The following is a 24,781-nucleotide window of genomic DNA, read 5'->3' as shown; positions in this document are numbered from 1 at the left end:
GTCGTCACACATTCGGGAACATCAGGGAACGGTGGGTGGATGCACCGGCCATTGCGCCATCGCCAACGGAAAGCGCAACAGAACTCGCCGCGCGGGCAATGTCTCCGCAGGCAAAGATGCCCGGCGCTGTGGTCTGCTTCATGGCATCCGTTGCAATCGATGCGCCCATGGGTCCATCCTCAAGGGCACAACCGAGTTTGGCGATCCAACGCGCGCTAATACGCATGATCGGCTGTGTGAAAAGCCCGTCCATGACGATGCGCCTGCCGTCTGCAAGCAAGATATCCGCAGCACCTGCAATTTCGGCAATCCTGGTTTCGTCCAGTGCGGTTCCCCTGCTGGCAAGATGAGCCCGCTGGTCCATGTCGGGCGTGAAAACACCATTGGTAAACAGCGTCGTCTCCCCCCAGTCCGGCAACATCAACGCGTGGTGCATGGCAAGCGAAGACGCCGCAATCACACCGATCCGACCCCTGTCGAGTTCATAACCATGGCAGTAAGGGCAATGAAAAATTGTCTGGCCCCAACGTTCCTTCAAGCCCGGAATTTCTGGCAGCTCATCCGTAACACCCATTGAGAGGATGAGACGGGATGCAGTCTCGCGGCGTTCGCCATCAATCTCCACCCTGAAGTCATCGAACGAACCGTCTGCATCCGTCACCCGACCGCTTGCCCACTGTATTGTCGGGTATGTCTCGATCTGACGCCTTGCTTCGGCAATGATCTCTCCTGGCGTCTTGCCATCCTGCCCGAGAAATCCGTGCGAGTGGCTAGCAAAGCGATTTCGCCTTTCGCCCGCATCCACCACGAGAATGTTTCGTCGGGCGCGGCCAAGCTGCAAAGCGGCCGACAACCCGGCATAGCTGCCGCCAATGATGATGGCATCGAATTTCATGGGTAACACCTGTTGTTTGTTGATCTTCAACGAGCAGGAAGACAATTCCCGCTTTCGTAACTTATATTGTTACTTGAAATTCCATGTCAACAATCATGCAACTTATATTGTTACGTTACCAATCGGTTGGTAGGGTCCAACAAAACAACGGATGCGACCATGAGACACGACACGCGCCTTTCACGGGTGCTGCATATTCTGATCCATATGGAGAAACATGAGCGACCTGCGACATCGGAGGCGATTGCCACAATGTTGCAGACCAACCCTGTCGTCATACGCAGAACGATGGCGGGATTGCGCGATGAGGGTTACGTCACATCTGAAAAAGGCCACGGTGGAGGTTGGGTTCTCGCCCGCCCGCTGGCCGAAATCACGTTGCTCGATATCTACCGCGCACTTGGAAAACCGGAGCTTTTTTCAATTGGCCTTGCTGGCGACAATCCCAACTGCGTTATCGAGCAGGCTGTCAATGAGGCGCTATCAGACGCCATGAGCGAAGCCCAATCAATCCTCTTGACGCGTTTCGAACGCATTACGCTTGCTGAACTGGCAAAACAATCGATCAACCACTGGGCGATGCTGTCACACAATCCTGCAGCCATGGACACGTTATAAAAAAACAACCGCCCGCCCATAGGGCGAGCGGCTGCTCTCATGACGTCCCGCCTGTTAAGGCTGGGTCTGTGTGCCACCCGTGCCTGGTGTCGTCGGCGCAGCATTGTTTGCTGGCGGCGTGGCAGGCGTTGTCGGGGTCATCGGAGCCGGCGCAGGTGCCTGGTCACTGACGGCTGGCGGTGTTGTCGAAGATGTGGTCGATGGGTCGGTCGTCGGGCCGCTCATCTGCGACCAGGCAAAAATACCCACAAGCACAACAACGATAACAGCCAGCCACGGCGTCCAGGACGAACGGGCGCGTGGTTCATTGGTAATATTCACTTCCGGGCGAAGATCACGCTCCGGACGTGGGTTGCCGGGATCAAAAGTCATGGCATTTCCTCCTCTTCACTCTGAGAAGGAAACGGCGTTCACAAGATTTTGTTCCATTTCGTTTCCCTGCACTCGCAAGAGGTAGAAAAATCGGCAGTCCGTTAACCCTGTAATGCCTGCTGAAGCACCGGCATGGTCTTCGGATCGGACATCTGCGCCACGTTGAAACGCATGAATCCGGCCGCTTTTTCAGACGAGCTGAAGACATTGCCGGGCGCCAGCACCACCTGTTGAGTCAAAGCCCGTTTTGCCAGCTCTGCAGCATCGACGCCGTCCGGTAGCCGACACCACAAAAACATTCCCGCATTTGGTTCGATCCAGGGCGTGCAGCCCAATGCTTTGAGACTGGTTATCACTTCGGCCATCGTTACGGCGAGACGTTGCCGAAGCGCTTCCACATGCTTGCGATAACTGCCATCCTTCAAAAGCGAGAGAACCAGTGCCTCGGAAAAATGCCCGCCGCCAAATGACGTGGCGATCTTGAGATCGATCAATGGCTCCACCCATACTTCTGGAGCGGCGATAAACCCGCATCGAACCGAGGCAGACAGTGTTTTCGAGAAACTGCCGATCTGGACAACACGGTTCAGCCCATCAAACGCAGCAAGGCGAGGTGACGGGTGCGTTTCAAAATCCGCAAAAATATCGTCTTCGATAATCGCCAAACCGGCTCTCTCTGCCAACAGGAGAACCCGGTGCGCGGTAACCGGTGAAAGCGAGGCGCCGGTTGGATTATGAACTGCAGAATTCGTGATGTAGAGGCGTGGCTGATGTTCCAGCAGGGCCTGTTCGAACAACACGAGATCCGGTCCCGAGGCGGTGTAGGGGACCGAAACGGTTTTAACACGGTGCGCTTTCAGCAAAGCATGAAAGTTGAAATAGCAAGGGTCATCAACAATGACCGTATCACCGGGCTGGAGCAAAAAGCGGCAGAGAAGATCGATCGCCTGTGTTCCGGACTCCGTCAGAATGATCTGGTGCGCACCGGCCTGAACGCCATGATTTTCGAGCCTGCGTGACAGAAGCTGCCGCAAGGGCGCCAGCCCCATGGGGCTGGCATAGTCCGTCAACATCGAGGCATCGGCGCGCGCAATTCCCCTGGCCGCTCGCCTCAACGCGGCCTGCGGTAACCAGGATGGTGGCAGCCAGCCGCAACCGGGCTTGGCAAAACCGGGGGTATCATCAAGCGCCTGCCTGGAGACCCAAAGAGGGTCGACGGCCCTGTCCGGACGCGGTTCAATCGCGGCAAGAGAGAGGGGCGCGAGCGCACCTGCCACATAAAATCCGGAGCCAGGTCGCGAGCGAAGGGTGCCATCGGCAACCAGGCGATCATATGCCTCGATAACGGTGGAGGTTGAAACCTGCATGGATTTTGCCAGAGCCCTGACGGACGGCAGTTTGGCGCCGGGCACAAGATTTCTCGCCGCAATGCGCTGCCGGATATTGGCCATGACCGCATCGATCAGTGTACCTGAATTAGCCGCTTTGCCCGCACTCTGTTCCATCTGTATTGCCTCAACAACCATAACAGTTTCATCAAACTGTATACGACCGTCACTGTATCTTCTGCTCATTCCAGAGCAAGGAAAAACGACTGACAGGAGACGACAGATGAATAGAGTAACAAGCGGTTGGTTAAACGGTTTTATCGGTGTGGTTATTTTTAGCGGCTCACTGCCGGCGACCCGATTGGCCATCATGGATTTCGATCCGGTGTTTCTGACGGTCGTCCGCGCCAGTATTGCCGGCATCCTGGCGCTCATGCTTCTTTTATTGTTTCGGGAAAAGCGCCCGTCTCGCAGCAATATGGTCTCGCTTGCAGTCGTGTCGCTTGGTGTCGTGGTTGGATTTCCGCTGCTTACGGCTCTTGCATTGCGTCACGTCACGGCGGCGCATTCCATCGTATTCGTCGGACTTCTGCCGCTGGCAACGGCTATCTTTGCGGTTCTGCGCGGCGGCGAACGCCCGCGCCCGGCATTCTGGTTGTTTTCCTGCGTAGGAAGCGCGCTGGTGGCAGGATTTTCGCTGTCGAACTCCCTGGCAATCGGGTCCGATTCATCGCTCTATGGCGACCTACTGATGCTGGCGGCAATTCTTGTCTGCGGGCTTGGTTACGCGGAGGGTGCCGCCCTCTCCCGCACGCTTGGCGGCTGGCAGGTCATTTCCTGGGCGCTGGTACTGTCGCTACCCGTCATGGCCACCCTGTCGATCCTGACCATGCCTCAGTCGCTCACCGGCATCGGAGCGCAAGCCTGGGGCGGGCTGGCTTATGTCTCGCTCTTCAGCATGCTGATCGGCTTCATCTTCTGGTATCGCGGGCTGGCGCTTGGCGGCATCGCCGCCGTGGGACAGTTGCAACTTCTGCAGCCCTTTTTCGGCCTGATCCTAGCCTCAACGCTGCTCGGGGAAAGCGTGAGCAGTGCCATGATTGCCGTTACGCTTGCCGTCGTTTGCTGCGTTGCTGGTGCCAGAAAATTTTCCCGTTGAGCGGCGGGTCGGTCCTCAGCCTGCGCTGCGAACCCAGCGATGCCACGCCTCCTCGCTGCCGTTGAAGACGTTGAGGTCGATCTTGCCTTCAACGCCGTGCGACAGACCGGAACCGGAATATTGCCAGAACAGCCACTTGCGATCCGGATAGACCTTGGATGGGTGCTGGGCAACCGCGCGCAGCCAGAAGGGATAATTCAGGAATTCACCGGAGAGGTGATCCTTATAGAAATCCGGGGCCGTATAGATGATCGGGCGCTGGCCGTAATGGCGCTCGAGCATGTCCATGAAGACCTGCATCTTTTCCAGCACCTTGGCGCGCGGCAGGCGCATCTTGCAGGCGGATTCACCATTATATTCAACGTCAATGACTGGCGGCAGCGCATCAGGATCACGTGGCACGTTGCGAATGAACCATTCGGCCTGATGGCTTGCTGGACGGCACCAGTAGAAGAAGTGATAGGCGCCACGGCGAACACCGGCAGCTTTCGCCCGTGCCCAGTTGGTCCTGAACATCGGATCGAGGTGATCGCCGCCATCTGTTGCCTTGATGAAGGCGAAGTTCGCGCCACGCGTTCTCAAACGCTCCCAGTCAATCTCACCCTGCCAGCGCGACACATCAACGCCATGAACCTGATAATGACGCGGCTGCACCTTGCCGAAGTTGATCGGCTTGGCATCACTGAAGCCAGAGCGGAAAATGCGCGATCGGATCTGTGCACCGGCTCCTGCCGCCGGGGCGACGGCCATGGCCATCTGCACCGGACGCTCGGCCGGGCGCATCATTTCGGCCTGCGGCGCGACTGGAAGACGAATTTCAGGTGCGGTCTGCGGCAATGTTGCCTGCGGGGTTATCGCCGAGAATGCCTTGGGCGCATCCGGCACCGGCCCTCCCCAGGCCAAAACTTCCTGGCGCGGTTGCGCTCTGATCGGGTCCGAGCCGACATTGGCCTGCGGCACCGGCGATGACGGCGTAACCGAACTTGTTGTTTCTTTCGAAGGAAGCCCCGCCATCAGGCTTTCCGGTCCGGAACTGGACGTGCAGCCGCCAAGCACAAGGCAGCCGAAGAAAAGTACTGACACAGCCGATGGACGCATAGGAACCCGTACGCAAAACAATCAGGACACGCTTTCACGCCCCCCGGAGACCTCGAAAATACAATTGCTAACAGAAGATTATCAAAAAAGACTGAATCTTATCTTTACGCGGCGCCAGCCAAAGCCCCCCTTAATTCTGGTAGTGGCCGCGCTTATACCTCGCCGGCGGAACGGTTTGCCCCAGCATTCGCCTTGACAGGCCGGGGACGAAGGATAAACCGCCAAACCATGCTGGAGAGTATTGAAACAGTCTAACGGGCAACCGCCCGACGTATTTATTTCCGGGCGCGATATCCGAAACCTCTCCGCCGTTCGATATGCGTCTGGACAGGGAGGCACAATTGAAGGCAATCGCAACCTTTTCAAATTTCGTTGGCAAGACATTTGCCATATGGGTCATTTTGTTCGCCGCACTCGGTTACGTGTTCCCGGACACGTTCAAGCAGATCGCGCCGTGGATCGTGACGCTTCTTGCCATCATCATGTTCGGCATGGGACTGACGATATCGGTCGACGATTTCCGCGAGGTGGTGAAGCGGCCATTTGATGTCGGCATCGGCGTTCTGTCGCAATTCCTCATCATGCCGCTGCTGGCTGTCGCACTAACGAAGATCATTCCGATGTCTCCGGAAGTTGCTGCCGGTGTCATTCTGGTCGGCTGCTGCCCGGGCGGTACGTCGTCCAACGTCATGACCTACCTCAGCAAGGGCGATGTTGCACTTTCCGTCGCCTGCACCAGCGTGACGACGCTGGCCGCACCGATTGTTACGCCTTTCCTTGTCTGGCTTTTCGCCAGCCAGTATCTGCCTGTTGATGCCGCAGCAATGTTCGTCAGCATCGTCAAGGTCGTGCTTGTCCCGCTAGCGCTGGGTTTCGCCCTGCAAAAGCTTGCGCCCGGCATTGTCCGCAACGCCGTACCCGCTCTTCCGCTGGTCAGCGTTATCGGTATCGTCCTGATCGTTGCTGCCGTCGTTGGCGCGAGCAAAGGTGCTATTGCTCAGTCGGGACTGCTGATCTTCGTTATCGTGGTGCTGCATAATGGCCTGGGTTACATGCTCGGCTTCTTCGCAGCCAAGGTATTTGGCCTGTCGCTTGCAAAACGCAAGGCTATCGCCATTGAAGTGGGCATGCAGAACAGCGGCCTCGGCGCTGCATTGGCAAACACCTATTTCTCCCCTGTCGCGGCTGTACCAAGCGCCATTTTCAGCGTCTGGCACAACATTTCCGGTGCCTTGCTTGCGAACTTCTTCTCGGGACGAACAGAAGAGGTTTCCGTTGGCTCCCCCAAAAACGCCAGCTAACTTCGGAAAAACAAAAAACCGCACGATCCTGTCGTGCGGTTTTTTTCAGATAGTCAGTGACTGGTTCAGACAAGCTGAACCCAAGCACGGGCAATCGCAAGCCCGGCCGCATCGGCGGCTTGGCCGCTCTCCTTGCGATGATCCTGATAGTCGCCCAGCCAACCCGGCGACATTTTTTCGATCGAGCCGGAAAATCCGGTGCACCATTCGTCGACCACACCCGTTGCCGCCTCGAAATGGAACTGTGTGCCATAGGCAGCCCGACCGATGCGAAACGCCTGGTTCTTCGTGGCAGGGTTGCTCGCCAGAAGAACTGCGCCTTCCGGCAGGGTGTAGGTGTCACGGTGCCATTGAAAAATCGGGAAGGACGTATCGACAGTGGCCATCAGCGGATCGGAGCGCCCCTCGTCCGTCAAGGCAATCTCTTCCCAACCGAACTCAAGCGTGCCGTTGAGGATGTTTGTCCCGCTGTAAGCACGCGCCAATAGCTGGCTTCCCAGGCACACGCCCATAACGGCCTTATCCGCATCACCAAAGGTTTTCATCAACTGCGCCAGATCGGCGAGGTAAGGATGGTTTTCATCGTCGAGAGCGCTTTGTTCGCCACCGAGGACAACAAGCGCATCGTGGCTGCTGGCATCGACAGGAAGCGGCTCTCCGGCGTAGGCGCGGATGATATCGAGCTCCGCATCTGCCTCGCTCAGGGCTACGCCAATTTGACCGTGCGGCGTTCCCGCCATGTTTTCGATGATCGCAACGCGCATAGTGTCTCTTCAAGAAAGTAAAAAAGCTGGCTTCGATCGGGATTGCCCGTCGAAGCCAGCCTCATCATAACAAAGCTGCATTTTCAAGAGGTGGTCTACACCATCTCCATCAATCTGAAAGCTTCTAGAATTCCTTGCGCATTTTTGCGTCAAGCGAATGCCGGTTTCCGCCACGTACGGCAAAGAAAAGGAAGATGGCGGCCCAGAGGATCGACTTCTCCGCACCACCCAGCCCCTCGGCCTTAACGATGCCGTGGAAGTAGACCGTCACCAGCAACACAATCATCGCGGCAAAGGATGCCGGACGCGTGAACAATCCGATTGCCACAAGAATGCCGCCGAAGAATTCCGTTGCGGCCAAGAGCGGTGACCAGAACACGCCGGGGTAGAATCCGAGGCTTTCCACCATGCCGACAGCACCGAAGGGGTTCATGATCTTGCCGAAGCCATGGGTGACGAGCAAAACCCCGGCTGCAACGCGCAGGATCGTTTCCACGACATCGTGGGTAGAATTATAAAGCGGCGCTACTGCGGGAACGAACAGACGTTCCTTGCTGCTGTCGAACTGGGCCATGTCATCTCCGTGTTTAAGCCTTCGATATCTCCCTGTTTGCAAAAAAGATGTTTCGGGAGAAAGATCGCGGCAGTAAAAACATGAGTGTAACAGTTAATATTTTCGTGATTCCACGTGAGGGAGTTTGACATGAGTGAAATCAAGCCGCGCATCGCAATTGCCTATTGTACCCAATGCAACTGGCTTTTGCGCGCGGGATGGATGGCCCAAGAAATTCTTCAGACATTTTCCTCCGAAGTGGGGGAAGTGAGCCTCATTCCGTCGACCGGGGGGCGATTCGAAATCACCGTTGATGGAAACTTGATCTGGGAACGTAAGCGCGACGGCGGTTTTCCGGGCCCAAAAGAGCTGAAACAGCGAATCCGGGATGTCATCGATCCGGAACGAGACCTCGGTCATGTGGACCGAAGCAGGCACGAGGGACTCGACACCTGATCCGGGAATCATCTTTCAACAACCAAAAGAAAGTTTTTTCCCTTTAAAATCAATGATCGTCATAAAAGTTCAAAAAGTCTGTTGACACCGAGCGGCTGCCCTCGTACATCGCTCTCCGTCGCCCAGATGGCGGAATTGGTAGACGCGCCAGCTTCAGGTGCTGGTACTCGCAAGGGTGTGGAGGTTCGAGTCCTCTTCTGGGCACCATTCCATTTTTGATCTTAGCCAGATCAACTACTTAGCTTTCCAAAGCAGCCGAAAAAACCTGAAGGACACCTCACACGAGGTGGCCTCGGTCTTTGGTCAAAGCGTGCCTTACAGGGCTCGCCTCAACCTCCAGAAAACTACGAAACAGAGAACGGACCTAACGGCCCGAGCTGCCGCACGGCGCGCCGAGAAAAAGAACCATGCGATGATGGGAGTCTGAGTGCCGCTCAGGGCTGAGCCGCGTCCGCGCCAGCATTTTCCGTGTGCTGCTCACAGTTCGGCGTGCAGGACAAAACCGTCCGCTCCGTCTGACGGAACACGCGCACTGTATTTCCCTCATCGATGGATACGAGAATGCGCTCGTCCACGATAGGGTTGCCGTCCGCATCGAGCAGAACAAGATTGGTCGTGCCAAAGCTTCGGCCGGTCAGAACGATCGTGGTTGCGTCAGCTACTGTTGCGTCGGCAACCTTGGAATTGCCGACGATGACCTTGCTGACCGGACGATCAAGCCGCAAGACGCGCGCATGGTTCATGGAAACACGCAGCATGTCATCCTGGCCGAAAACCGAGTGCGCCGATCCAGAGAGAACCACGGACAAGCCGAGAACGATTTTCGTCAATTTGCGGGATGACATGCGTTTGAGCCCTTGTTCACGACACGCATTGATATCGTCCCAAAATGATCACCTTTAGTGAATGAAGCGTTAAGTTGCGGAAAAGTGCCGAATTTTCAGTAACCATCAGCACCCTTGCCTTACGTTCGACTACAACCTTTTGGTTCAAAAAAGCACATCTAGACTAGCGGAATAACCGCTGCCCCATTGTTAATGACAGCAGGACGACGACGAAATATAGGCATTCTTCGACAAAGATAAAATGTCGCATAATACTTTGATTTTTCATTTACCACACGAAGCGCAAGCGGGCATTTACTTATTGTTAATCTCTTTTTTTAAGCGGTTGGAAATGGCTCCTCTGTAGGTTGAGCTCAACCGAACAACGGAAAACAGTTGTCGGCGTGCTGATTAAACCCAAAGAGTAGGAGTTCTCCATGTCCAACATTTTCGCTCGTTTCCTCAAAGACGAATCCGGCGCAACGGCAATCGAATACGGCCTGATCGCAGCTCTGATTTCTGTTGCTATCATCGGCGGTGCTGGCGTCGTTGGTACTCGCCTCGGCGTACTTTTCACCAACATCGGCAACAAGATGACGACTGCAGCTACGACATCCGGTCAGTAATTCCGTCGCCTGTGGAATTAGAATGGCTGCTCTCGCAAGGAGCGGCCATTTCGTCATTGTACACATGACCGTTTACTCGGCAGGCCATGAACGGAGTTTTCAGATGGTCACTGCGGCAATCTTTCTCATTTTGCCTCTCTGCCTCGCCTTTGCGGCGCTGACAGACCTTATCAGCATGACCATTCCAAACAGGATACCACTCATCCTTCTGGCTTCTTTTGTGATTGTTGCGCCCTTTACAGGAATGGACTGGCAAACTTTCGCAATGAGCCTAGCGGCTGGCGTTGCTGTGTTCGTCTTTTGCTTCGCGCTTTTTGCCAGCAATGTTATGGGCGGCGGGGATGCCAAGCTTTTGACCGCGGCGGCGGTGTGGTTCGGTTTCAATCAGTCCCTCATCGAATTCCTGCTCGGCGTGACCTTTATCGGCGGCGTCCTTACGCTCGGGATATTGCTTCTGCGCTCCAGAACTCAGGAAATTATGGCCGTTGGACTTCCCATTCCTGAATCGCTGCTGGTCGCGAAGAAGATACCGTACGGCATAGGCATAGCGATAGCCGGGCTTCTGACATACGGGGAAGCACCGCTGGTCAAGGCAGCTATCGCCAGCCTGACCTAGAGTAAACTAAGTAAATATGACACGCGTGATGCGGTTAAACTGTCGTTAACCACAAATCTAAGCGCGAAATTAACCATAATTATACGAATCGCAGGCCATCCTGAGGGTAGAAGAATCTGTTCCCCTCAAGGATCGAGCATGAAACCGTCGCGCATCATCATCCTGTCTGTCGCCCTTGTGGCTGCCGGTCTGGCCGGGGTTCTGGCCATGCAGCTTTCAGGTACGCAGCAGGTGATCGAGAAAGCCGAGACGATCATTCAGAAAGAGCCAACGGTCAACGTTCTGGTCTCCTCCGTCAGTCTGCCTGTCGGTAGCCGCCTGAACGACAGCTCAGTTCGCTGGATGCCGTGGCCACAAGGAAATGTCGTCGAAAGCTTCATCACCGAAGCACAAAGACCGAACGCCATTACCGAGCTTTCCGGCGCCGTCGTCAGGCTGCCGCTTTTCGAAGGTGAGCCTCTGCGGCCGGAGAAGGTCGTCGATTCCAGCGCACGCATCATGTCTTCGCTCCTACCTGCCGGCAAACGCGCTGTCGCGACAGAGATATCGGTGTCCACGGGTGCAGGCGGTTTCGTGCTACCGAACGACCGTGTGGACGTCATCATGGTGCGCAAAAGCGAAACGGGCACCTTTCTGACAGAGAACGTTCTCAACAATGTCCGCGTCTTGGCAATCGACCAGCAAATCAAGGAAGGCGAAGACGGCACATCCGCCGTTATTGGCGCCACCGCAACGCTGGAACTCACACCCGAGCAGGCAAAAATCATGACGGTCGCGCAGCAGATGGCGGAGCGCCTGACCCTGGCATTGCGCTCGGTTGCGGACGCGCAGGAAAACGACACGCTTTCCGCCGGCTACCTACTCAATGGCGGTTCCGGACAGCCTGAAATTCAGGTCATCAAATCCGGCTCGATCGTCAAGGGTGGCCAAGGAGCATCACAATGACCGGGGGACATATGGCGAAGCGCTTCAAAAACCATCTGCGCTCATCGATGACGGCGAGCCTGGCATTCTGCCTGGGTTTTTCTGGCATTCCTGGCAATTACGCCCCAACCGTGCTTCGCATGAGTGAAGCATCGGCGCAGAACGCCAGCATCGTACGCATCACGGAAAGCGGAACCGGTATCCGCAAACGTCTGCAACTCGGCCTGAACAAGGCGCTGGTCATTGATCTGCCGGAAGATGCACATGATATCCTCGTCGCGGACCCCAGCCTTGCTGATGCCGTGACGCGGACATCAAGACGTATCTATCTGTTTGGCAAGACAGTGGGTCAGACCAACATTTTCATTTTTGGCGCCAATGGCCAGGAGATTGTCAGCCTCGATCTCGAAGTCGAACGCGATATTGCCGGCCTTGAAGCCAATATCCGTCGTTTCATCCCCGAATCCGACATCAAGGTGGAAATCGTTTCCGACAACATCGTGTTATCTGGCACGGTGCGCACTCCTCAGGATTCGGCCCGTGCCGTTCAGCTTGCCGAAGCCTTCCTGAAGGGCGGCGAGGCCACCACGCGCAACATCACGCTGACCGGTGGCAACAACGGGGGCGATGCAGCAATTTTTGCCGAAAACCGCCAGACTTCGCAGATCGTCAACATGCTGACGATCGAGGGCGAAGATCAGGTTACCTTGAAGGTGACGGTCGCTGAAGTCAGCCGTCAGGTTCTGAAACAGCTTGGTTTCAACGGCTCTATCGGAAGCAATCGCAATCAGTCTGGCGTGTCCTTCTCAAACCCCGCCAATCTCGGCAATGCTATCGCGCTCGGCGCGACAGGAAACGTCGTTGGGGCAATCGGCGAGATTAAACTCGAAAGTTATTTCAACGCCATGGAGCAGGCGGGCGTGATGCGGACACTCGCCGAACCGAGCCTCACCGCAATTTCCGGTGAGCAGGCAAAATTCTATGTCGGTGGTGAATTCCGACTGGCGGGAACGCAGGAAGTCGACTTCGATAAGGATACCGGCCGCCCAACCGTCACGAGAACCACAGATACCGTGGATTACGGCATCGAATTGAACTTCCGTCCCGTCGTTCTGTCACCCGGCCGCATCAGTCTGAAAATCGAGACGAACGTGTCTGAGCCGACCTATGAAGGCAATGTCACGACCGGCAACGGCTCAGATCTCGCAGTTCCCGGCAACATCTATATGTCGATCCGGAAACGTGAAGCCTCGACCAGCGTCGAGCTTCCGTCGGGTGGCTCCATCGTGATTGCGGGTCTGGTGCAGGACAACATACGCCAGGCGATGTCAGGGTTGCCTGGCATTTCCAAGGTTCCGGTGTTCGGCACGCTGTTCCGAAGCAAGGACTTCGTTCGCAACGAAACCGAACTGGTCATCATCGCGACGCCATATCTCGTGCGTCCCGTCGCGCGCAATCAGATCGCCCGCCCAGACGACAACTTCAATCCGGAAAACGACGCAGCCATGTATTTCATGAACCGCGTCAACAAGGTCTACGGCCGCAAGGACAAGGTCCAGGCTGCCCCTTACCAGGGATCAGTGGGGTTCATCTACAAATGACGACGCGCACGGCCACTTTCCGTTCAGCTAACCCGCTCACGACAGGACATGTCATGCAGGAAGCCACCTCTTTTACCTTCAAAAGTCCCCTGACAAAGTCCGGACTGGTCATTGCCATGGCCTTTGCCGCCGGACTGCTGCAGGGCTGCGCGCGTGATCCGTTGACGACCAATGCTATCCCCGACGACTACAGGACACGTCACCCGATCACGCTGTCGGAAGCGGAGCATTCACTCGATATCCCTGTCTCCGCTGGCGACAGCCGATTGACGACCTCAATGGCAGACAATGTTCGCGGCTTCGCCCAGAGCTATGCTTCGACATCGACCGGCATCGTCAACATCCAGGCGCCGTCGGGATCGCCGAATTCCGCGGCAGCTTCAAGGATGGTCCGGCAGATTCGCGCGACACTCTCTGGCGCCGGTGTGCCGTCGGGCAAGATCATGGAAACGCGCTATAGTGCAGGTGCGACTGGCGATGCCGCGCCAATCAGGCTCAGCTATGTCGCGGTCACCGCCATGACAGGTCAGTGTGGTCAGTGGCCGGAAGACCTGTCCGACAATACCTCCGCCAACAAGAACTGGTACAATTTCGGCTGCGCCTCCCAGAACAATCTGGCTGCTCAGGTGGCAAACCCCATGGATCTGGTCAGCCCACGCGGCATGAGCGCGATTGATGCGGAACGTCGTGCGGTGGTCATCGACGGATATCGCAGCGGCAAAAATACAGCGACTGCGGACTAATGCACTCTGGACACCCATCACGGCGGATAAAACGATGAGTACGGTAGAATACGACATCCATACGCAAAATAGCGGCGACATCGATGCCGAGCCGTCAATCCGCGCATCGGATATGGATCGCTTGCGACCGCTTCCCCGCATTTCCGTTCATGCATTCTGCGTCAGCGAAAACATGCAACGGGTCATGGACGCCCTGTCGAACGACAGGCGCATGAGCAAGGTGACTTTACGTGTCACCAACGGCGATATCGGTGCAGCGGCAACAATGTTCTCGTCCTCGCCCACGCCGAACCTCATCGTTCTGGAGACTGCAAGCAATCCTTCCACCCTGCTGGACGATCTGGCTCCACTTGCGGAAGTCTGCGACCCGACAACGCGCGTCATCATCGTTGGCCGCCACAACGACATCACGCTTTATCGCGATCTGATCCGTAACGGCATATCGGAATATCTCGTCGCTCCGGTTGGCATGAGTGACCTCCTGGCCTCCATCTCGGCGATTTTTGTCGATCCTGAAGCTGAACCTCTTGGACGTAACATCGCTTTCATTGGCGCAAAGGGTGGGGTCGGTTCTTCGACGATCGCACACAATTGCGCCTTCGGTATTTCCAGCCTGTTCTCGACGGAGACCATCCTGGCGGATATGGACCTCGCTTACGGCACAGCCAATATCGATTTTGATCAGGACCCGGCGCAAGGCATGGCGGAAGCGGTGTTTTCACCGGAACGTCTGGATGAGGTGTTTCTCGACCGACTTCTGACCAAGTGTTCCGATCACCTGTCGCTTCTCGCTGCGCCTTCACTGCTCGACAGAACCTATGATCTCGACCGGCTGGCATTCCAGCCTGTGATGGAGGTACTGCAGAGAAGCGCGCCGGTCGCCGTTCTGGACCTGCCTCACCATTGGTATGACTGGAATCGCGCCGTGCTTTCAGAAGCAGACGAGGTCGTCATCACTGCCGTTCCCGATCTTGCCAACTTGCGGAACACCAAAAACCTGTTCGATGCGTTGAAAAAGCTTCGCCCAAACGACAAACCGCCTCACCTCATCCTCAATCAGGTTGGCATGCCGAAACGCCCGGAGATCGCCCCGGCTGACTTTCTCGACCCGTTGGAAATCGATCCGATCGCCATCATCCCCTTCGATGTGCAGCTTTTCGGTAATGCCGCCAACAGTGGGCGCATGATCCGGGAAATCGATGAGAAATCAGCGATTGCCGAAACCTTTTCACAGATCTCACACGTCGTGACCGGCCGCACCATGATCCGCAAAAACAAGCGGGGCGGCCTCGACAAGCTGATGAATCTTATCAAGCGCCAGTAGCGCTTGCCTTTGAGCCTGAACGGAAAACACCGATGTTCGGAAAACGCGGCAACGACAGCCCAGCCAAAAGTGTAAAAGCGGATTTTCCCGCCGTGGCAACCGTGCAGGCACCGGTGGCTCCCGAACCTCGTCCAGAACCGACCGCCACCGTGGAGCCGGGGCATGCGCCTGTGGCAAAACAGGCCTATTCGCCTGCCCCACCGCAGCCGAAAAAACGCGCCCGCACCGAAGATTACTACAACACGAAAAGCCAGGTCTTTTCTGCCCTGATCGACACGATCGATCTATCGCAACTCGCCAAGCTTGATGCCGAAAGCGCGCGCGAGGAAATCCGCGATATCGTCAACGACATCATCACGATCAAGAACTTCGCGATGTCGATTTCCGAGCAGGAAGAACTGCTCGAGGACATCTGCAACGACGTCCTTGGATACGGCCCGCTGGAACCGCTTCTTGCGCGCGATGACATTGCCGACATCATGGTCAATGGCTCGGGCCAGACCTTCATCGAAGTTGGTGGCAAGACCATCGAGTCCGACATCCGATTTCGCGACAATGCGCAGTTGCTATCGATCTGCCAGCGCATTGTCAGCCAGGTTGGCCGCCGCGTCGATGAGTCCAGCCCAATCTGCGACGCCCGTTTGCCGGATGGATCGCGTGTCAACGTCATCGCACCGCCGCTCGCCATCGATGGCCCTGCGCTGACGATCCGAAAATTCAAGAAAGACAAGCTCACACTGGAGCAGCTGGTGCGGTTCGGAGCGATTACGCCAGAAGGCGCAACCCTGCTCAAGATCATTGGCCGCGTCCGCTGCAACGTGGTCATCTCAGGCGGAACGGGCTCGGGCAAAACCACGCTTCTCAACTGCCTGACCAGCTTCATCGACAAGGATGAGCGTGTCATCACCTGCGAAGACACGGCGGAACTCCAGCTACAGCAGCCGCATGTCGTCAGGCTGGAAACGCGCCCCCCGAACATCGAAGGTGAAGGCGAGATCACCATGCGCGATCTGGTCAAAAACTGCCTTCGTATGCGCCCGGAACGCATCGTCGTCGGCGAAGTGCGCGGACCGGAGGTTTTCGATCTGTTGCAGGCGATGAACACCGGTCACGATGGCTCGATGGGCACGATCCACGCCAACACACCACGCGAGTGCCTCAGCCGTATCGAATCGATGATAGCCATGGGTGGTTTCACGCTTCCGGCAAAGACCGTTCGTGAAATCATTGCCGGCTCGATCGACGTCGTTATTCAGGCTGCTCGCTTGCGCGACGGTTCACGCCGTATCACCCAGATCACCGAGGTCATTGGCATGGAAGGCGATGTTATCGTCACCCAGGATTTGATGCGATACGAGATCGAAGGCGAAGACGCGCAAGGAAAGCTGATCGGCAAACACGTATCGACCGGTATCAGCAAACCTCACTTCTGGGACCGCGCTCGTTATTACGGTGAAGAAAAGCGGCTGGCGGCAGCTCTCGACGACATGGAAAAGAACTCCTAAGGAAGGCTTCCGCGATGGACCTCACAATCATATTGCTTGTGACGCTTGCCGCCATCTCGGCCGGAGGACTGGCCTATGCCCTTCTGTTCCCGCAAATTGAAGTCGAGAAAAAAACCACGAGCCGCGTCAAACGGGTCAAGTCAGCCGAAACCGATCATACCAAGATCAAGGCTGCGCGCGACCGCGTTCAAGATCTGAGCAAACGTCGCAAGTCGATGCAGGACAGCCTGCGCGAACTGGAAAAAAAGCAGGACGAAAAAGCCAAGAAAGCCCAAAATATCAGCCTGCGCGAAAGGCTGGTTCAGGCTGGCCTTCAAATCTCGGTTCGCCGGTTCTACGTCATCAGCATAGGGGGCGCAATCGCCGCCAGCTTTGTCGCACTGCTTTACGGCCTGCCGCTCATCATGGTTCCGCTTGTCGGAATCGTTCTCGCACTGGGGCTGCCTCGCTGGATTCTCGGCTTTCTGAAAAAACGCCGGCAAACGAAGTTCCTTGAGGAATTTCCGAACGCTCTGGACGTGATGTGCCGGTCGATCAAATCCGGTTTGCCATTGAATGATGCTGTGCGATTGATCGCATCGGATGGGCAGGAGCCAGTCAAAACCGAATTCCAGCGCGTTGTCGATGCCCAACAGGTCGGCATCGGCATTCCACAGGCCATTGAACGCATGATGCTGACCATGCCGCTTTTCGAAGTGAACTTCTTTAGCACCGTGATCAACATTCAGGCCCAGGCCGGTGGCAACCTCTCTGAAGCTCTGGCCAATCTTTCAAAAGTGCTGCGAGAGCGCCGCAAGATGCGCGCCAAGGTCCAGGCACTGTCCATGGAAGCGAAAGCCTCTGCGGTCATTATCGGCGCCCTGCCGTTCATCGTCATGATGCTGGTCCACTTTACGTCGCCAGACTATCTCGCTGTCCTGTTCACGGACACCCGCGGCCACATCATTCTCGGCGCTTCGGGGCTGTGGATGTCGATCGGCATCATCATCATGCGCAACATGATCAATTTCGATATCTGAGGTAGCGCGATGACCGGAAGCCTTATGTCCAGCCTCACCGACCCGCAAACGCTGATCGCGATCCTCGTGGCCGTTGCTGTCTTCGCAACCTTCTACACGCTCATCATGCCCTTCCTCGAAAGGAAGGACCTCAACAAGCGGATGAAGGCCGTGTCTTCGGAGCGCGATCTCATCCGCAGCCGTGAACGCGAGCGGATGGCGACATCCAGCAGAGAGAGCAAGGCTTCATTGCGAAGCGCCAACAACAAATCAGCGCATCGCATTGTGGAGCGCTTCAATCTTCGCGAAGCTCTTGCCGACAAGAACACCATGACCAAGCTGCGCGCAGCCGGTCTGCGTTCGCAGAATGCGTTCAACATGTTTCTTGCTGCACGCTTCATCCTACCCTTCATTTTTCTGGCACTTGCTTTCACCTGGGTCTTCGTTCTCGGAAATCTTGCCGAGCAGTCTTTTATCGTGCGGCTGATGGCTGTTCTTCTGTTCGGCTATATCGGTTTCTATGCCCCAAACATCTACATCTCCAACCGCGTCACCAAACGTCAGCTCTCCATAAAGCGCGCATGGCCAGACGCACTGGACCTCATGCTGATCTGCATCGAATCCGGTGTATCGATGGAGGCTGCGATGCGTCGCGTCGCGGAGGAAATGGGCGAGCAATCGCCTGAATTGGCGGAAGAGATGATGCTGACAACGGCAGAACTCTCGTTTCTTCAGGACAGGCGCGTCGCACTGGAAAACTTTGGCATGCGCACACAGCTTGACGCGGTCAAGAGCGTTGTCCAGGCACTTATTCAGGCGGAGCGATACGGCACACCGCTGGCGCAGGCATTGCGCGTTCTGGCCCAGGAAGGCCGTGACGAGCGCATGAATGAGGCGGAGAAGAAGGCCGCCGCACTACCGCCAAAGCTGACGGTTCCGATGATCATATTTTTCCTGCCAGTTCTCGTTGCCGTCATTCTCGGCCCGGCAGGCATCCGCGTCGCCGATACATTCTGATCGGGTCGTCGCACCCATCCGTGAACGACAGAGCGCCCCCGTCGACGGAGGGCGCACAACATTTCACAGGCTTTAACGTCGCAAGTTGGTTCAGCCAGTTGGCTTGCCGTCCTTCTTGGCAAGTTGTTGCCAGGAATTCTGCTGCGAGAGCATGGCACGGAGATAGCTCAGGTTAGCCTGTGCCTGCTGCGCCGAAAGCTCCTGAACCGCAATACGTTCGGCATCGGCAAAACGCCCCTGCAAACCAACGACGAGGGCAAGGTTCTGACGAACGCGACTGTCGGCGCCCGGCTGGCTGATCGCCGACTGCAGGTAGGTTTCTGCCGTGCGAGGATCGCTCGACAGGACGTAAGACATGCCAAGGTTCGAAAGAACGCTCGGATCGTTCGGTTTCAGATCCAGTGCCTGGCGATATTTAGTGCGTGCTTCATTGGACCGCCCAAGCTGATCCAGAACGGCGCCCTCGGCGGAGTAGAGCCGCCAGTCGGGGCGATCAGGCGTCTGTGCCCGCTGAATGGTGGAGAGCGCCTGCTCGAGTTGTCCTGCGGACGCCTGAGCCTTGCCAAAGGCAGCGAGCACGTCACGGTCGGCCGGATGAGCAATAGCAATCTGTTGCATGACCGCCAAAGCCTGCGTGTTCTTGCCGGTCATCATCAGCAGGTTGGCATAGTTCATGCCGATGGCTTTGTCCTTGGGACTGCGCTCGTAGGCTTTGCCGGCGCTGCTTTCGGCCTGACGAAGCTGATCCATGTTCATCTGGTCGTAGGAGCGTGTGGCCGTCGGGATCGAGCCGGTGGACATGCGATCCGGCTTGTTCGTGCTTGCGCACCCTGAAACAGCCAGAACCAGCGCCGCCATATAGACGCCGCTCAGCAACCTCTTCCGGTTTTGAGAACCTGAAGAAAAAGCAACCATGACATTGCCCCCGCACATGAGTTATATCGATCTTGCGCCCGACACACGACAGACTCACATGACGCAACCTTCGCTAAAGCAATAATCTGTTAACCCTAACAGAGTGTTAATTGCCCCGATTCACGACGTTGGAGAGCCGTCAATCCGACAAGATGGAAAAGGCCGCTCCAACACCTTGAAACTGCGCATCGTTCCGTCGAAAACAGTTTTCGATTTTTGAGCCGATGCAACAACGAAAGCAGACCATGGCGCCCTATCAATTCATCGAACGCACCACCCCGTTCAGCTCCCAGTCCGGCAACACCCTGCCCGTTTTTGCCGTCACGCCCGCCCATATCGAACAGGGTGCGATCGACCCGGTTGCCCTCGACTGGGCAAAAAAAGCCGGATTCAAGGCCGAAGCTGGAGCCGTGCTGCTGATCCCCTCCGCCGATGGTTCTCTGGGTGGTGTTCTGCTCGGCCTTGGCAGCAACCCTTCCGAGATCCCTTTCATCACGGGGAAGCTGGCGCGTGAGTTACCCGAAGGCGACTGGCATATAGAGACAGCCCCCTTGACGGCCAACCGGCTGGCGCTGGGCTTCGGCCTCGGCAGCTACCGTTTCGACAAATACAAAACGGTCAAATCCAACGGCGCGAAACTGCTCGTACCGCAGGATGCGGAAGACGGTGAAATCGGGCGTGTTCTCGCTGGCGTCTTCCTCGCCCGTGACCTCATCAACGTGCCGGCTAATGATATGGGGCCGGATCAACTCGAGATTGCATTCCGTGCACTTGCCGCGCATTACAAAGCCAAGGTCAAGACCGTTTCCGGCGAAGATCTGCTGAAACAGAACTTCCCTCTCGTCCATGCGGTTGGCCGTGCGAGCGAAAGCGCACCGCGCCTGCTGGAAATGAACTGGGGCAAGAAGGGCAATCCTCGCCTGACGCTCGTCGGCAAGGGCGTATGCTTCGATACCGGCGGTCTCGATATCAAGTCCGCCGCCTCGATGGCACTCATGAAAAAGGATATGGGCGGAGCAGCTAATGTGCTTGGCCTTGCCCTGATGATCATGGATGCCAATCTGCCTGTAGACCTGCGCGTGATCGTGCCAGCAGTTGAAAACTCGATCGCATCGAACGCATTCCGTCCCGGCGACATTTACAAAAGCCGGAAGGGTCTGACGGTCCAGATCGACAATACGGATGCGGAAGGTCGCCTGATTCTGGCGGACGCCCTGGCCTATGCCGATGAAGACGCTCCCGACCTGATGATCGACATGGCGACACTAACGGGTGCTGCCCGTGTCGCGCTCGGTCCTGATCTGCCACCCTTCTTCACCGATGATGAAGACCTCGCACACAACATCTCCGAAGCCAGCATCGACACCGATGATCCGTTGTGGCGCATGCCGCTCTACATGGGCTACGACAAGGATATTCGCTCGCGCGCAGCCGACATCACCAACGCGCCATCGGGTGGCATGGCAGGATCGATCACCGCTGCCCTGTTCCTGAAGCGCTTCGTCACGAACACCAAAAAGTGGGCCCATTTCGATATTTACGGCTGGTCGCCGAGCGAACGGCACCATTCGTCAATCGGCGGAGAGGCCCAGGGCATCCGCGCCCTGTTCCACTACATCTCGCATCACTTCGCGAAGTAACTCACGCATGAGACAAGAAAGCGGAGGATGGCTTTGCCCTCCTCCGCTTTTCTTTCTGTTTGATCCAGTCGCGATGTCCTAGACCAAAACCTTCTGTTCCTTGAGATCTTCCTGGCCGAAGAACTTCAGGTAACGCTGAACCTCGGCGGGGTCGCCGGTTGCCTTTTGCGGATTGTCGGAGAGTTTGACTGCTGGTCGGCCATTGGCATCGCTCACCTTGCAGACGATGGAGATCGGCTTCAGGCTGGCAATGGTCTTCGGCGCGCAGCCGGCGAAGTCGTTGGTCAGGTTGGTGCCCCAACCGAAACTCATCCTGACACGACCTTCAAAATGCCTGTAGGTATCGATGATCGCATCGACATCGAGACCATCGGAGAAGATGAGCATCTTCTTGCGGGGATCGCGCCCCATCTTTTTCCACCACTCGATGATCTTTTCACCACCTTCAATCGGTGGTGCGCTGTCAGGGCGGAAACCCGTCCAATCGGCCACCCATTCGGGCGCGCTACGCAGGAAGGCAGCGGTGCCAAAAGCATCGGGCAGGACAATCAGAAGGTTGCCACCATAAAGCCGGTTCCAGTCCTTCAGAACCTGATAGGGTGCCGTTGCCAGCTCCTCGTCGGTTCTGGCCAGGGCGGCCACCACCATGGGCAATTCATGCGCGTTGGTGCCCACAGCTTCAAGATCGGAGTCCATGGCGAGCAGGACGTTGCTCGTGCCTGTGAAAGCAGGACCGATGCCTTCCTTGAGTGCTTCCACGCACCAGCGCTGCCACATGAAGCTGTGGCGACGGCGCGTGCCGAAATCGGAAATGCGCAGGCCCGGCAGCTCGCGCAGACGCTCAACCTTTTCCCACATCTTCGCTTTCGCGCGCGCATAAAGCACATCCAGCGTGAAGTAGCCGAGGGAGCGCATGGCACTGCGCGAACGCAACTCGTTTATGATCGCAAGCGCCGGGATTTCCCACAGCGTGGTGTCCATCCAGCGACCATGGAAATTCAGTTCGTACTGACCATCACGCTTGAAAAGTTCGTATTCCGGTAGCTGGTAACTGGAAAGCCAGGACAGGAACTCGGGCTCGAATATCTGCGAGCGCCCGTAAAACGTGTTACCGGCGAGCCAGATGTTTTCCTTTTTCGACAGGCGCAGCGTGCGCGCATGATCGAGCTGCTCGCGCAGTTCCATTTCATCGATCTCGTCGGCCAGACGAACCGTCTTGGTGCGATTGATGACGGAGAATGTCGCGTCGACTTCCGGATAAAGCTTCCAGATCATCTGCAACATTAGAAGCTTGTAGAAATCCGTATCGATCAGGCTACGGATAATCGGATCGAGCTTCCATGTGTGATTGTAAACGCGGGTCGCTATATCGGTTTTCGTCATGGCTCGCATTCCCCCATCGGCACGGCCGATGTCACTGCGCATTCCGGCAGTATCAACCTGTCACACCAAAGACTTATCTGAAAAGACGACGACAAGTCCAGACCGGGCGGGATGGAAAGGTGGCCGGGAAACGACCTCAGAAGGTCGGATCAGGCGGATTTATGCCGGGATACCAGTCCTGGGAGGTGGGATTGCGGCCGCCAAAAGTGGAAATGCCGTTTTCATCCGTGCAACGATAGCCCTGGACGGCAAGTCCCCTGCTGCCGAAGACGTCGCGATGGGCACCGCGCGGGTAAGAGGTCACACCCATTTCCGAGTGACACCGATATCGAACCTTCGGCTGCAACGTCTTCGGGTCTTTGACGCCAGGCAAATTTACATAAGCATCGGGTGCCGGCTGGAAACCGTTCTGGAAAACGGTCTGCGCCTGCCCAGTGGCAGATACGAGTGTCGCGATCGCTATTACCATCAGCCGAGTTTTGATCTTTGCCTTCATAAACGCCATTCCCGTCTCGTCACATTACAGGATGTAAGTCGTCCGGGGCATTCGCACAAAGGTCTCCGCAGGCACAATTTCGTGAAAGTCGCGATCAGGCTCCAAGACGACGAAATGCCGTCGGCTTTTCATACAACCAGCCAATACGCTCGATCGCGGCGTCGAGGTTTTCCCGCGCAACATTCATCGTGTGGCCGTTGGCATGCAAAAGCGTTTCCTCGTTTTCCATGAGGCCAACATGTCCCTTCCAGAAAACAAAGTCCCCGCGCCGTAGTTCATCGCGTTCGATTTCCACACCAAGCGATTTGACCTGCATGTCGGTGTCGCGCAAAACCCGGCGGCCGGTCATGGCCAGGGAAAGCTGGACAAGTCCGGAACAATCGATGCCGAAGCCCGAGCGCCCACCCCAGAGATAGGGCGTTTCGATGAAGCGCAGCGCGACTGCAACATAGTCGTCTTCCTGAACCGCGTCGATTTGCTGGCAATGGGCGGCGATAATCCCTTCACCCTTTTCCGTCATCAGGTAACGGGTGCCACGGGTTTCCGCCTCGCCGACAATCCGAACCAGGCTTCCCATGGACAGGGCAGCGACTGGAAATTTGCGCAGTTCTGCCGAAGGATAAAGGAAAGTCCGCGGCGCAATCACTCTGTGGGTTGCGGCAACCACGCTGTCGATCGCCGTTTCGGGGAGGTATCCGGTGTAACCGTCCGCATCCGCCTGGACCCAGGCCCAACCGTTCGCCCTGTCGAAAACCCTGACCGTTTCACCGAACAACAGTTCCGTGTCGATGCCGCTTGCAAGATCTGGCGATGGTCTGAGCGCAGCGACAGGGATGCTGACCTGGGCCGGCGTGCCGTTTACAAAGCGGGTCGCTTCAACAGCACCTTTCAGCTTTTCATCAGCCAGATCGGAGCGGAACACATTCAGGCGGCGGTCGAGTATCATCGTTTCACGTCCAGGGTTTCAAATCTCTCGCGCCTGATCAATAACCAAATCGCCGAACTTTTCCAGATAGAGTGCACCGGCAACCGTTCGTTTTATGATAACGTTGCGTCTGTCCTGATCGTCTCGCTCACGATCCACCAATCCCAAGGTCCCGAGACTGTCCAGCGCACGGGTGATCACGGGTTTTGTAACCCCGAGTATTGCGGCAAGACCGCGTACGGTATGGGGCGGCGGAACGAGATAAATTTGCAGAAGGATGGCGGTTTGCCGCAGGGTGAGATCAGGCGCGTCAGCCCTCACCTGCAATAGGGATACGCGGTGCCAGAGGCCCAAAGCCGCGCTTGGCGATAGTTCAACGGGCACGTCGATAACCCTTCCAGTCGTCCTTCAACACGTTTTCAAACAACGGCAAGGAAAACTCAAGCAGTGATGCGACGAAACACAAACGCCGCGTTACCGGCAATCCCTTTTGGATCGATGGCAACGCGGCGTGTATGGACCCGTTTTCGGGCTTTTTAACGTCCCCTCTGGACTTGCGACAATAGAAGCAGGAAACGTGCCAGTTTTTTTGCATCGCACAAGTATAAAGGGAGTCAATGACTTGCAGCCCTCGAGCTTTCGAAGACTGATAGTTTTCGCCAAATCTTCATTGCTGCAAAAACAGGCTTAGGCGAAAAAT

General features: G+C 56.5%; 26 protein-coding genes and 1 tRNA gene. 15 read left to right on the top strand and 12 right to left on the bottom strand.

The window, feature by feature from the left end; genetic code table 11:
* Nucleotides 1-4: 4 nt before the first annotated feature.
* Complete coding sequence (locus FY156_16115) at nucleotides 5-895, bottom strand: NAD(P)/FAD-dependent oxidoreductase (GenBank protein UXS02886.1); 891 nt, start codon at nucleotides 893-895, stop codon at nucleotides 5-7.
* A 159-nt stretch (nucleotides 896-1,054) separates the two neighbouring features.
* Between FY156_16115 and FY156_16110 the strand changes: the two genes are divergently transcribed.
* Nucleotides 1,055-1,513 (top strand): Rrf2 family transcriptional regulator, encoded by a 459-nt coding sequence (locus tag FY156_16110; protein UXS02885.1) that lies wholly within the window; start codon nucleotides 1,055-1,057, stop codon nucleotides 1,511-1,513.
* 54 nt (nucleotides 1,514-1,567) lie between these two features.
* On the opposite strand, the gene FY156_16105 is transcribed toward FY156_16110, so the two are convergent.
* Nucleotides 1,568-1,885, bottom strand: coding sequence for a hypothetical protein (locus tag FY156_16105; protein UXS02884.1), 318 nt, complete (start codon nucleotides 1,883-1,885; stop codon nucleotides 1,568-1,570).
* Nucleotides 1,886-1,986: 101 nt separating this feature from the next.
* Nucleotides 1,987-3,411 carry a PLP-dependent aminotransferase family protein gene (locus FY156_16100; GenBank protein ID UXS02883.1) on the bottom strand — a complete coding sequence of 475 codons (1,425 nt, stop codon included), beginning with the start codon at nucleotides 3,409-3,411 and terminating at the stop codon, nucleotides 1,987-1,989.
* Between the two features lie 85 nt (nucleotides 3,412-3,496).
* Between FY156_16100 and FY156_16095 the strand changes: the two genes are divergently transcribed.
* Entirely contained in the window at nucleotides 3,497-4,372 is an 876-nt protein-coding gene (locus tag FY156_16095) for a DMT family transporter (protein ID UXS02882.1), read from the top strand.
* A gap of 15 nt (nucleotides 4,373-4,387) precedes the next feature.
* Here FY156_16095 and FY156_16090 read toward each other — a convergent pair whose 3' ends face one another.
* Complete coding sequence (locus FY156_16090) at nucleotides 4,388-5,470, bottom strand: glycoside hydrolase family 25 protein (protein ID UXS02881.1); 1,083 nt, start codon at nucleotides 5,468-5,470, stop codon at nucleotides 4,388-4,390.
* Between the two features lie 341 nt (nucleotides 5,471-5,811).
* On the opposite strand from FY156_16090, the gene FY156_16085 reads away from it, so the two are divergent.
* Nucleotides 5,812-6,771 carry a bile acid:sodium symporter family protein gene (locus FY156_16085; GenBank protein ID UXS02880.1) on the top strand — a complete coding sequence of 320 codons (960 nt, stop codon included), beginning with the start codon at nucleotides 5,812-5,814 and terminating at the stop codon, nucleotides 6,769-6,771.
* Nucleotides 6,772-6,836: 65 nt separating this feature from the next.
* Here the strand turns inward: FY156_16085 and FY156_16080 are convergent, their stop codons facing one another.
* Entirely contained in the window at nucleotides 6,837-7,535 is a 699-nt protein-coding gene (locus FY156_16080; GenBank protein UXS02879.1) for a type 1 glutamine amidotransferase, read from the bottom strand.
* A gap of 124 nt (nucleotides 7,536-7,659) precedes the next feature.
* Nucleotides 7,660-8,109 carry a DoxX family protein gene (locus tag FY156_16075; GenBank protein UXS02878.1) on the bottom strand — a complete coding sequence of 150 codons (450 nt, stop codon included), beginning with the start codon at nucleotides 8,107-8,109 and terminating at the stop codon, nucleotides 7,660-7,662.
* Between the two features lie 129 nt (nucleotides 8,110-8,238).
* Between FY156_16075 and FY156_16070 the strand changes: the two genes are divergently transcribed.
* The gene (locus FY156_16070; protein ID UXS02877.1) at nucleotides 8,239-8,544 is read left to right on the top strand and encodes a SelT/SelW/SelH family protein; all 306 of its coding nucleotides are present in this window, start codon (nucleotides 8,239-8,241) and stop codon (nucleotides 8,542-8,544) included.
* Between the two features lie 120 nt (nucleotides 8,545-8,664).
* Nucleotides 8,665-8,751 (top strand) — tRNA-Leu (locus FY156_16065).
* Nucleotides 8,752-8,978: 227 nt separating this feature from the next.
* On the opposite strand, the gene FY156_16060 is transcribed toward FY156_16065, so the two are convergent.
* Entirely contained in the window at nucleotides 8,979-9,389 is a 411-nt protein-coding gene (locus FY156_16060; protein ID UXS02876.1) for a hypothetical protein, read from the bottom strand.
* A 416-nt stretch (nucleotides 9,390-9,805) separates the two neighbouring features.
* Between FY156_16060 and FY156_16055 the strand changes: the two genes are divergently transcribed.
* The 9 genes from FY156_16055 (at nucleotide 9,806) to FY156_16015 (ending at nucleotide 18,722) form a co-directional block, all read left to right on the top strand.
* Nucleotides 9,806-9,994 (top strand): Flp family type IVb pilin, encoded by a 189-nt coding sequence (locus FY156_16055; protein UXS02875.1) that lies wholly within the window; start codon nucleotides 9,806-9,808, stop codon nucleotides 9,992-9,994.
* A gap of 103 nt (nucleotides 9,995-10,097) precedes the next feature.
* Complete coding sequence (locus tag FY156_16050; protein UXS03179.1) at nucleotides 10,098-10,610, top strand: peptidase; 513 nt, start codon at nucleotides 10,098-10,100, stop codon at nucleotides 10,608-10,610.
* Nucleotides 10,611-10,748: 138 nt separating this feature from the next.
* Complete coding sequence (cpaB, locus tag FY156_16045) at nucleotides 10,749-11,555, top strand: Flp pilus assembly protein CpaB (protein ID UXS02874.1); 807 nt, start codon at nucleotides 10,749-10,751, stop codon at nucleotides 11,553-11,555.
* Complete coding sequence (locus FY156_16040; protein ID UXS02873.1) at nucleotides 11,552-13,135, top strand: type II and III secretion system protein family protein; 1,584 nt, start codon at nucleotides 11,552-11,554, stop codon at nucleotides 13,133-13,135. The genes cpaB and FY156_16040 overlap by 4 nt, the downstream gene beginning before the upstream one ends.
* Nucleotides 13,136-13,188: 53 nt before the next feature.
* On the top strand, nucleotides 13,189-13,878 hold the full coding sequence (locus FY156_16035) for a pilus assembly protein CpaD (GenBank protein ID UXS02872.1): 690 nt from the start codon (nucleotides 13,189-13,191) through the stop codon (nucleotides 13,876-13,878).
* A 34-nt stretch (nucleotides 13,879-13,912) separates the two neighbouring features.
* Complete coding sequence (locus FY156_16030) at nucleotides 13,913-15,202, top strand: CtpF protein (GenBank protein UXS02871.1); 1,290 nt, start codon at nucleotides 13,913-13,915, stop codon at nucleotides 15,200-15,202.
* Nucleotides 15,203-15,234: 32 nt separating this feature from the next.
* Nucleotides 15,235-16,707, top strand: coding sequence for a CpaF family protein (locus FY156_16025; protein UXS02870.1), 1,473 nt, complete (start codon nucleotides 15,235-15,237; stop codon nucleotides 16,705-16,707).
* Between the two features lie 14 nt (nucleotides 16,708-16,721).
* Nucleotides 16,722-17,726: a type II secretion system F family protein gene (locus FY156_16020; GenBank protein UXS02869.1), complete on the top strand. Its 1,005-nt coding sequence runs from the start codon at nucleotides 16,722-16,724 to the stop codon at nucleotides 17,724-17,726.
* A gap of 9 nt (nucleotides 17,727-17,735) precedes the next feature.
* Entirely contained in the window at nucleotides 17,736-18,722 is a 987-nt protein-coding gene (locus tag FY156_16015; protein UXS02868.1) for a type II secretion system F family protein, read from the top strand.
* Between the two features lie 90 nt (nucleotides 18,723-18,812).
* Here FY156_16015 and FY156_16010 read toward each other — a convergent pair whose 3' ends face one another.
* The gene (locus tag FY156_16010) at nucleotides 18,813-19,523 is read right to left on the bottom strand and encodes a tetratricopeptide repeat protein (GenBank protein ID UXS03178.1); all 711 of its coding nucleotides are present in this window, start codon (nucleotides 19,521-19,523) and stop codon (nucleotides 18,813-18,815) included.
* 359 nt (nucleotides 19,524-19,882) lie between these two features.
* On the opposite strand from FY156_16010, the gene FY156_16005 reads away from it, so the two are divergent.
* Complete coding sequence (locus FY156_16005) at nucleotides 19,883-21,277, top strand: leucyl aminopeptidase family protein (protein ID UXS02867.1); 1,395 nt, start codon at nucleotides 19,883-19,885, stop codon at nucleotides 21,275-21,277.
* A 78-nt stretch (nucleotides 21,278-21,355) separates the two neighbouring features.
* Here FY156_16005 and pncB read toward each other — a convergent pair whose 3' ends face one another.
* The 4 genes from pncB to FY156_15985 all read right to left on the bottom strand — a co-directional run bounded on the left by pncB (nucleotide 21,356) and on the right by FY156_15985 (nucleotide 24,465).
* Nucleotides 21,356-22,660, bottom strand: coding sequence for a nicotinate phosphoribosyltransferase (gene pncB, locus FY156_16000; GenBank protein UXS02866.1), 1,305 nt, complete (start codon nucleotides 22,658-22,660; stop codon nucleotides 21,356-21,358).
* Between the two features lie 136 nt (nucleotides 22,661-22,796).
* Nucleotides 22,797-23,129 (bottom strand): hypothetical protein, encoded by a 333-nt coding sequence (locus FY156_15995; protein UXS03177.1) that lies wholly within the window; start codon nucleotides 23,127-23,129, stop codon nucleotides 22,797-22,799.
* A 121-nt stretch (nucleotides 23,130-23,250) separates the two neighbouring features.
* Nucleotides 23,251-24,102: a C40 family peptidase gene (locus tag FY156_15990; GenBank protein UXS02865.1), complete on the bottom strand. Its 852-nt coding sequence runs from the start codon at nucleotides 24,100-24,102 to the stop codon at nucleotides 23,251-23,253.
* An 18-nt stretch (nucleotides 24,103-24,120) separates the two neighbouring features.
* A complete protein-coding gene (locus FY156_15985; GenBank protein ID UXS02864.1) occupies nucleotides 24,121-24,465 on the bottom strand; it encodes a winged helix-turn-helix transcriptional regulator in 345 nt (114 codons plus the stop codon).
* Between the last annotated feature and the right edge of the window lie 316 nt (nucleotides 24,466-24,781).

Source organism: Agrobacterium tumefaciens, from assembly GCA_025559845.1.
Taxonomy (GTDB): Bacteria; Pseudomonadota; Alphaproteobacteria; order Rhizobiales; family Rhizobiaceae; genus Agrobacterium.
Note: the sequence above shows the minus strand (reverse complement) of the source record. Positions and strands in the feature narration are given on the sequence as shown.

Excerpts from the sequence above, each read along its gene's own strand:
- FY156_16115 (UXS02886.1), bottom strand. The coding sequence starts at position 895 with ATGAAATTCGATGCCATCATCATTGGCGGCAGCTATGCCGGGTTGTCG.
- FY156_16110 (UXS02885.1), top strand. The coding sequence starts at position 1,055 with ATGAGACACGACACGCGCCTTTCACGGGTGCTGCATATTCTGATCCAT.
- FY156_16105 (UXS02884.1), bottom strand. The coding sequence starts at position 1,885 with ATGACTTTTGATCCCGGCAACCCACGTCCGGAGCGTGATCTTCGCCCG.
- FY156_16100 (UXS02883.1), bottom strand. The coding sequence starts at position 3,411 with ATGGTTGTTGAGGCAATACAGATGGAACAGAGTGCGGGCAAAGCGGCT.
- FY156_16095 (UXS02882.1), top strand. The coding sequence starts at position 3,497 with ATGAATAGAGTAACAAGCGGTTGGTTAAACGGTTTTATCGGTGTGGTT.
- FY156_16090 (UXS02881.1), bottom strand. The coding sequence starts at position 5,470 with ATGCGTCCATCGGCTGTGTCAGTACTTTTCTTCGGCTGCCTTGTGCTT.
- FY156_16080 (UXS02879.1), bottom strand. The coding sequence starts at position 7,535 with ATGCGCGTTGCGATCATCGAAAACATGGCGGGAACGCCGCACGGTCAA.
- FY156_16075 (UXS02878.1), bottom strand. The coding sequence starts at position 8,109 with ATGGCCCAGTTCGACAGCAGCAAGGAACGTCTGTTCGTTCCCGCAGTA.
- FY156_16070 (UXS02877.1), top strand. The coding sequence starts at position 8,239 with ATGAGTGAAATCAAGCCGCGCATCGCAATTGCCTATTGTACCCAATGC.
- FY156_16060 (UXS02876.1), bottom strand. The coding sequence starts at position 9,389 with ATGTCATCCCGCAAATTGACGAAAATCGTTCTCGGCTTGTCCGTGGTT.
- FY156_16055 (UXS02875.1), top strand. The coding sequence starts at position 9,806 with ATGTCCAACATTTTCGCTCGTTTCCTCAAAGACGAATCCGGCGCAACG.
- FY156_16050 (UXS03179.1), top strand. The coding sequence starts at position 10,098 with ATGGTCACTGCGGCAATCTTTCTCATTTTGCCTCTCTGCCTCGCCTTT.
- cpaB (UXS02874.1), top strand. The coding sequence starts at position 10,749 with ATGAAACCGTCGCGCATCATCATCCTGTCTGTCGCCCTTGTGGCTGCC.
- FY156_16040 (UXS02873.1), top strand. The coding sequence starts at position 11,552 with ATGACCGGGGGACATATGGCGAAGCGCTTCAAAAACCATCTGCGCTCA.
- FY156_16035 (UXS02872.1), top strand. The coding sequence starts at position 13,189 with ATGCAGGAAGCCACCTCTTTTACCTTCAAAAGTCCCCTGACAAAGTCC.
- FY156_16030 (UXS02871.1), top strand. The coding sequence starts at position 13,913 with ATGAGTACGGTAGAATACGACATCCATACGCAAAATAGCGGCGACATC.
- FY156_16025 (UXS02870.1), top strand. The coding sequence starts at position 15,235 with ATGTTCGGAAAACGCGGCAACGACAGCCCAGCCAAAAGTGTAAAAGCG.
- FY156_16020 (UXS02869.1), top strand. The coding sequence starts at position 16,722 with ATGGACCTCACAATCATATTGCTTGTGACGCTTGCCGCCATCTCGGCC.
- FY156_16015 (UXS02868.1), top strand. The coding sequence starts at position 17,736 with ATGACCGGAAGCCTTATGTCCAGCCTCACCGACCCGCAAACGCTGATC.
- FY156_16010 (UXS03178.1), bottom strand. The coding sequence starts at position 19,523 with ATGTCCACCGGCTCGATCCCGACGGCCACACGCTCCTACGACCAGATG.
- FY156_16005 (UXS02867.1), top strand. The coding sequence starts at position 19,883 with ATGGCGCCCTATCAATTCATCGAACGCACCACCCCGTTCAGCTCCCAG.
- pncB (UXS02866.1), bottom strand. The coding sequence starts at position 22,660 with ATGACGAAAACCGATATAGCGACCCGCGTTTACAATCACACATGGAAG.
- FY156_15995 (UXS03177.1), bottom strand. The coding sequence starts at position 23,129 with ATGGTAATAGCGATCGCGACACTCGTATCTGCCACTGGGCAGGCGCAG.
- FY156_15990 (UXS02865.1), bottom strand. The coding sequence starts at position 24,102 with ATGATACTCGACCGCCGCCTGAATGTGTTCCGCTCCGATCTGGCTGAT.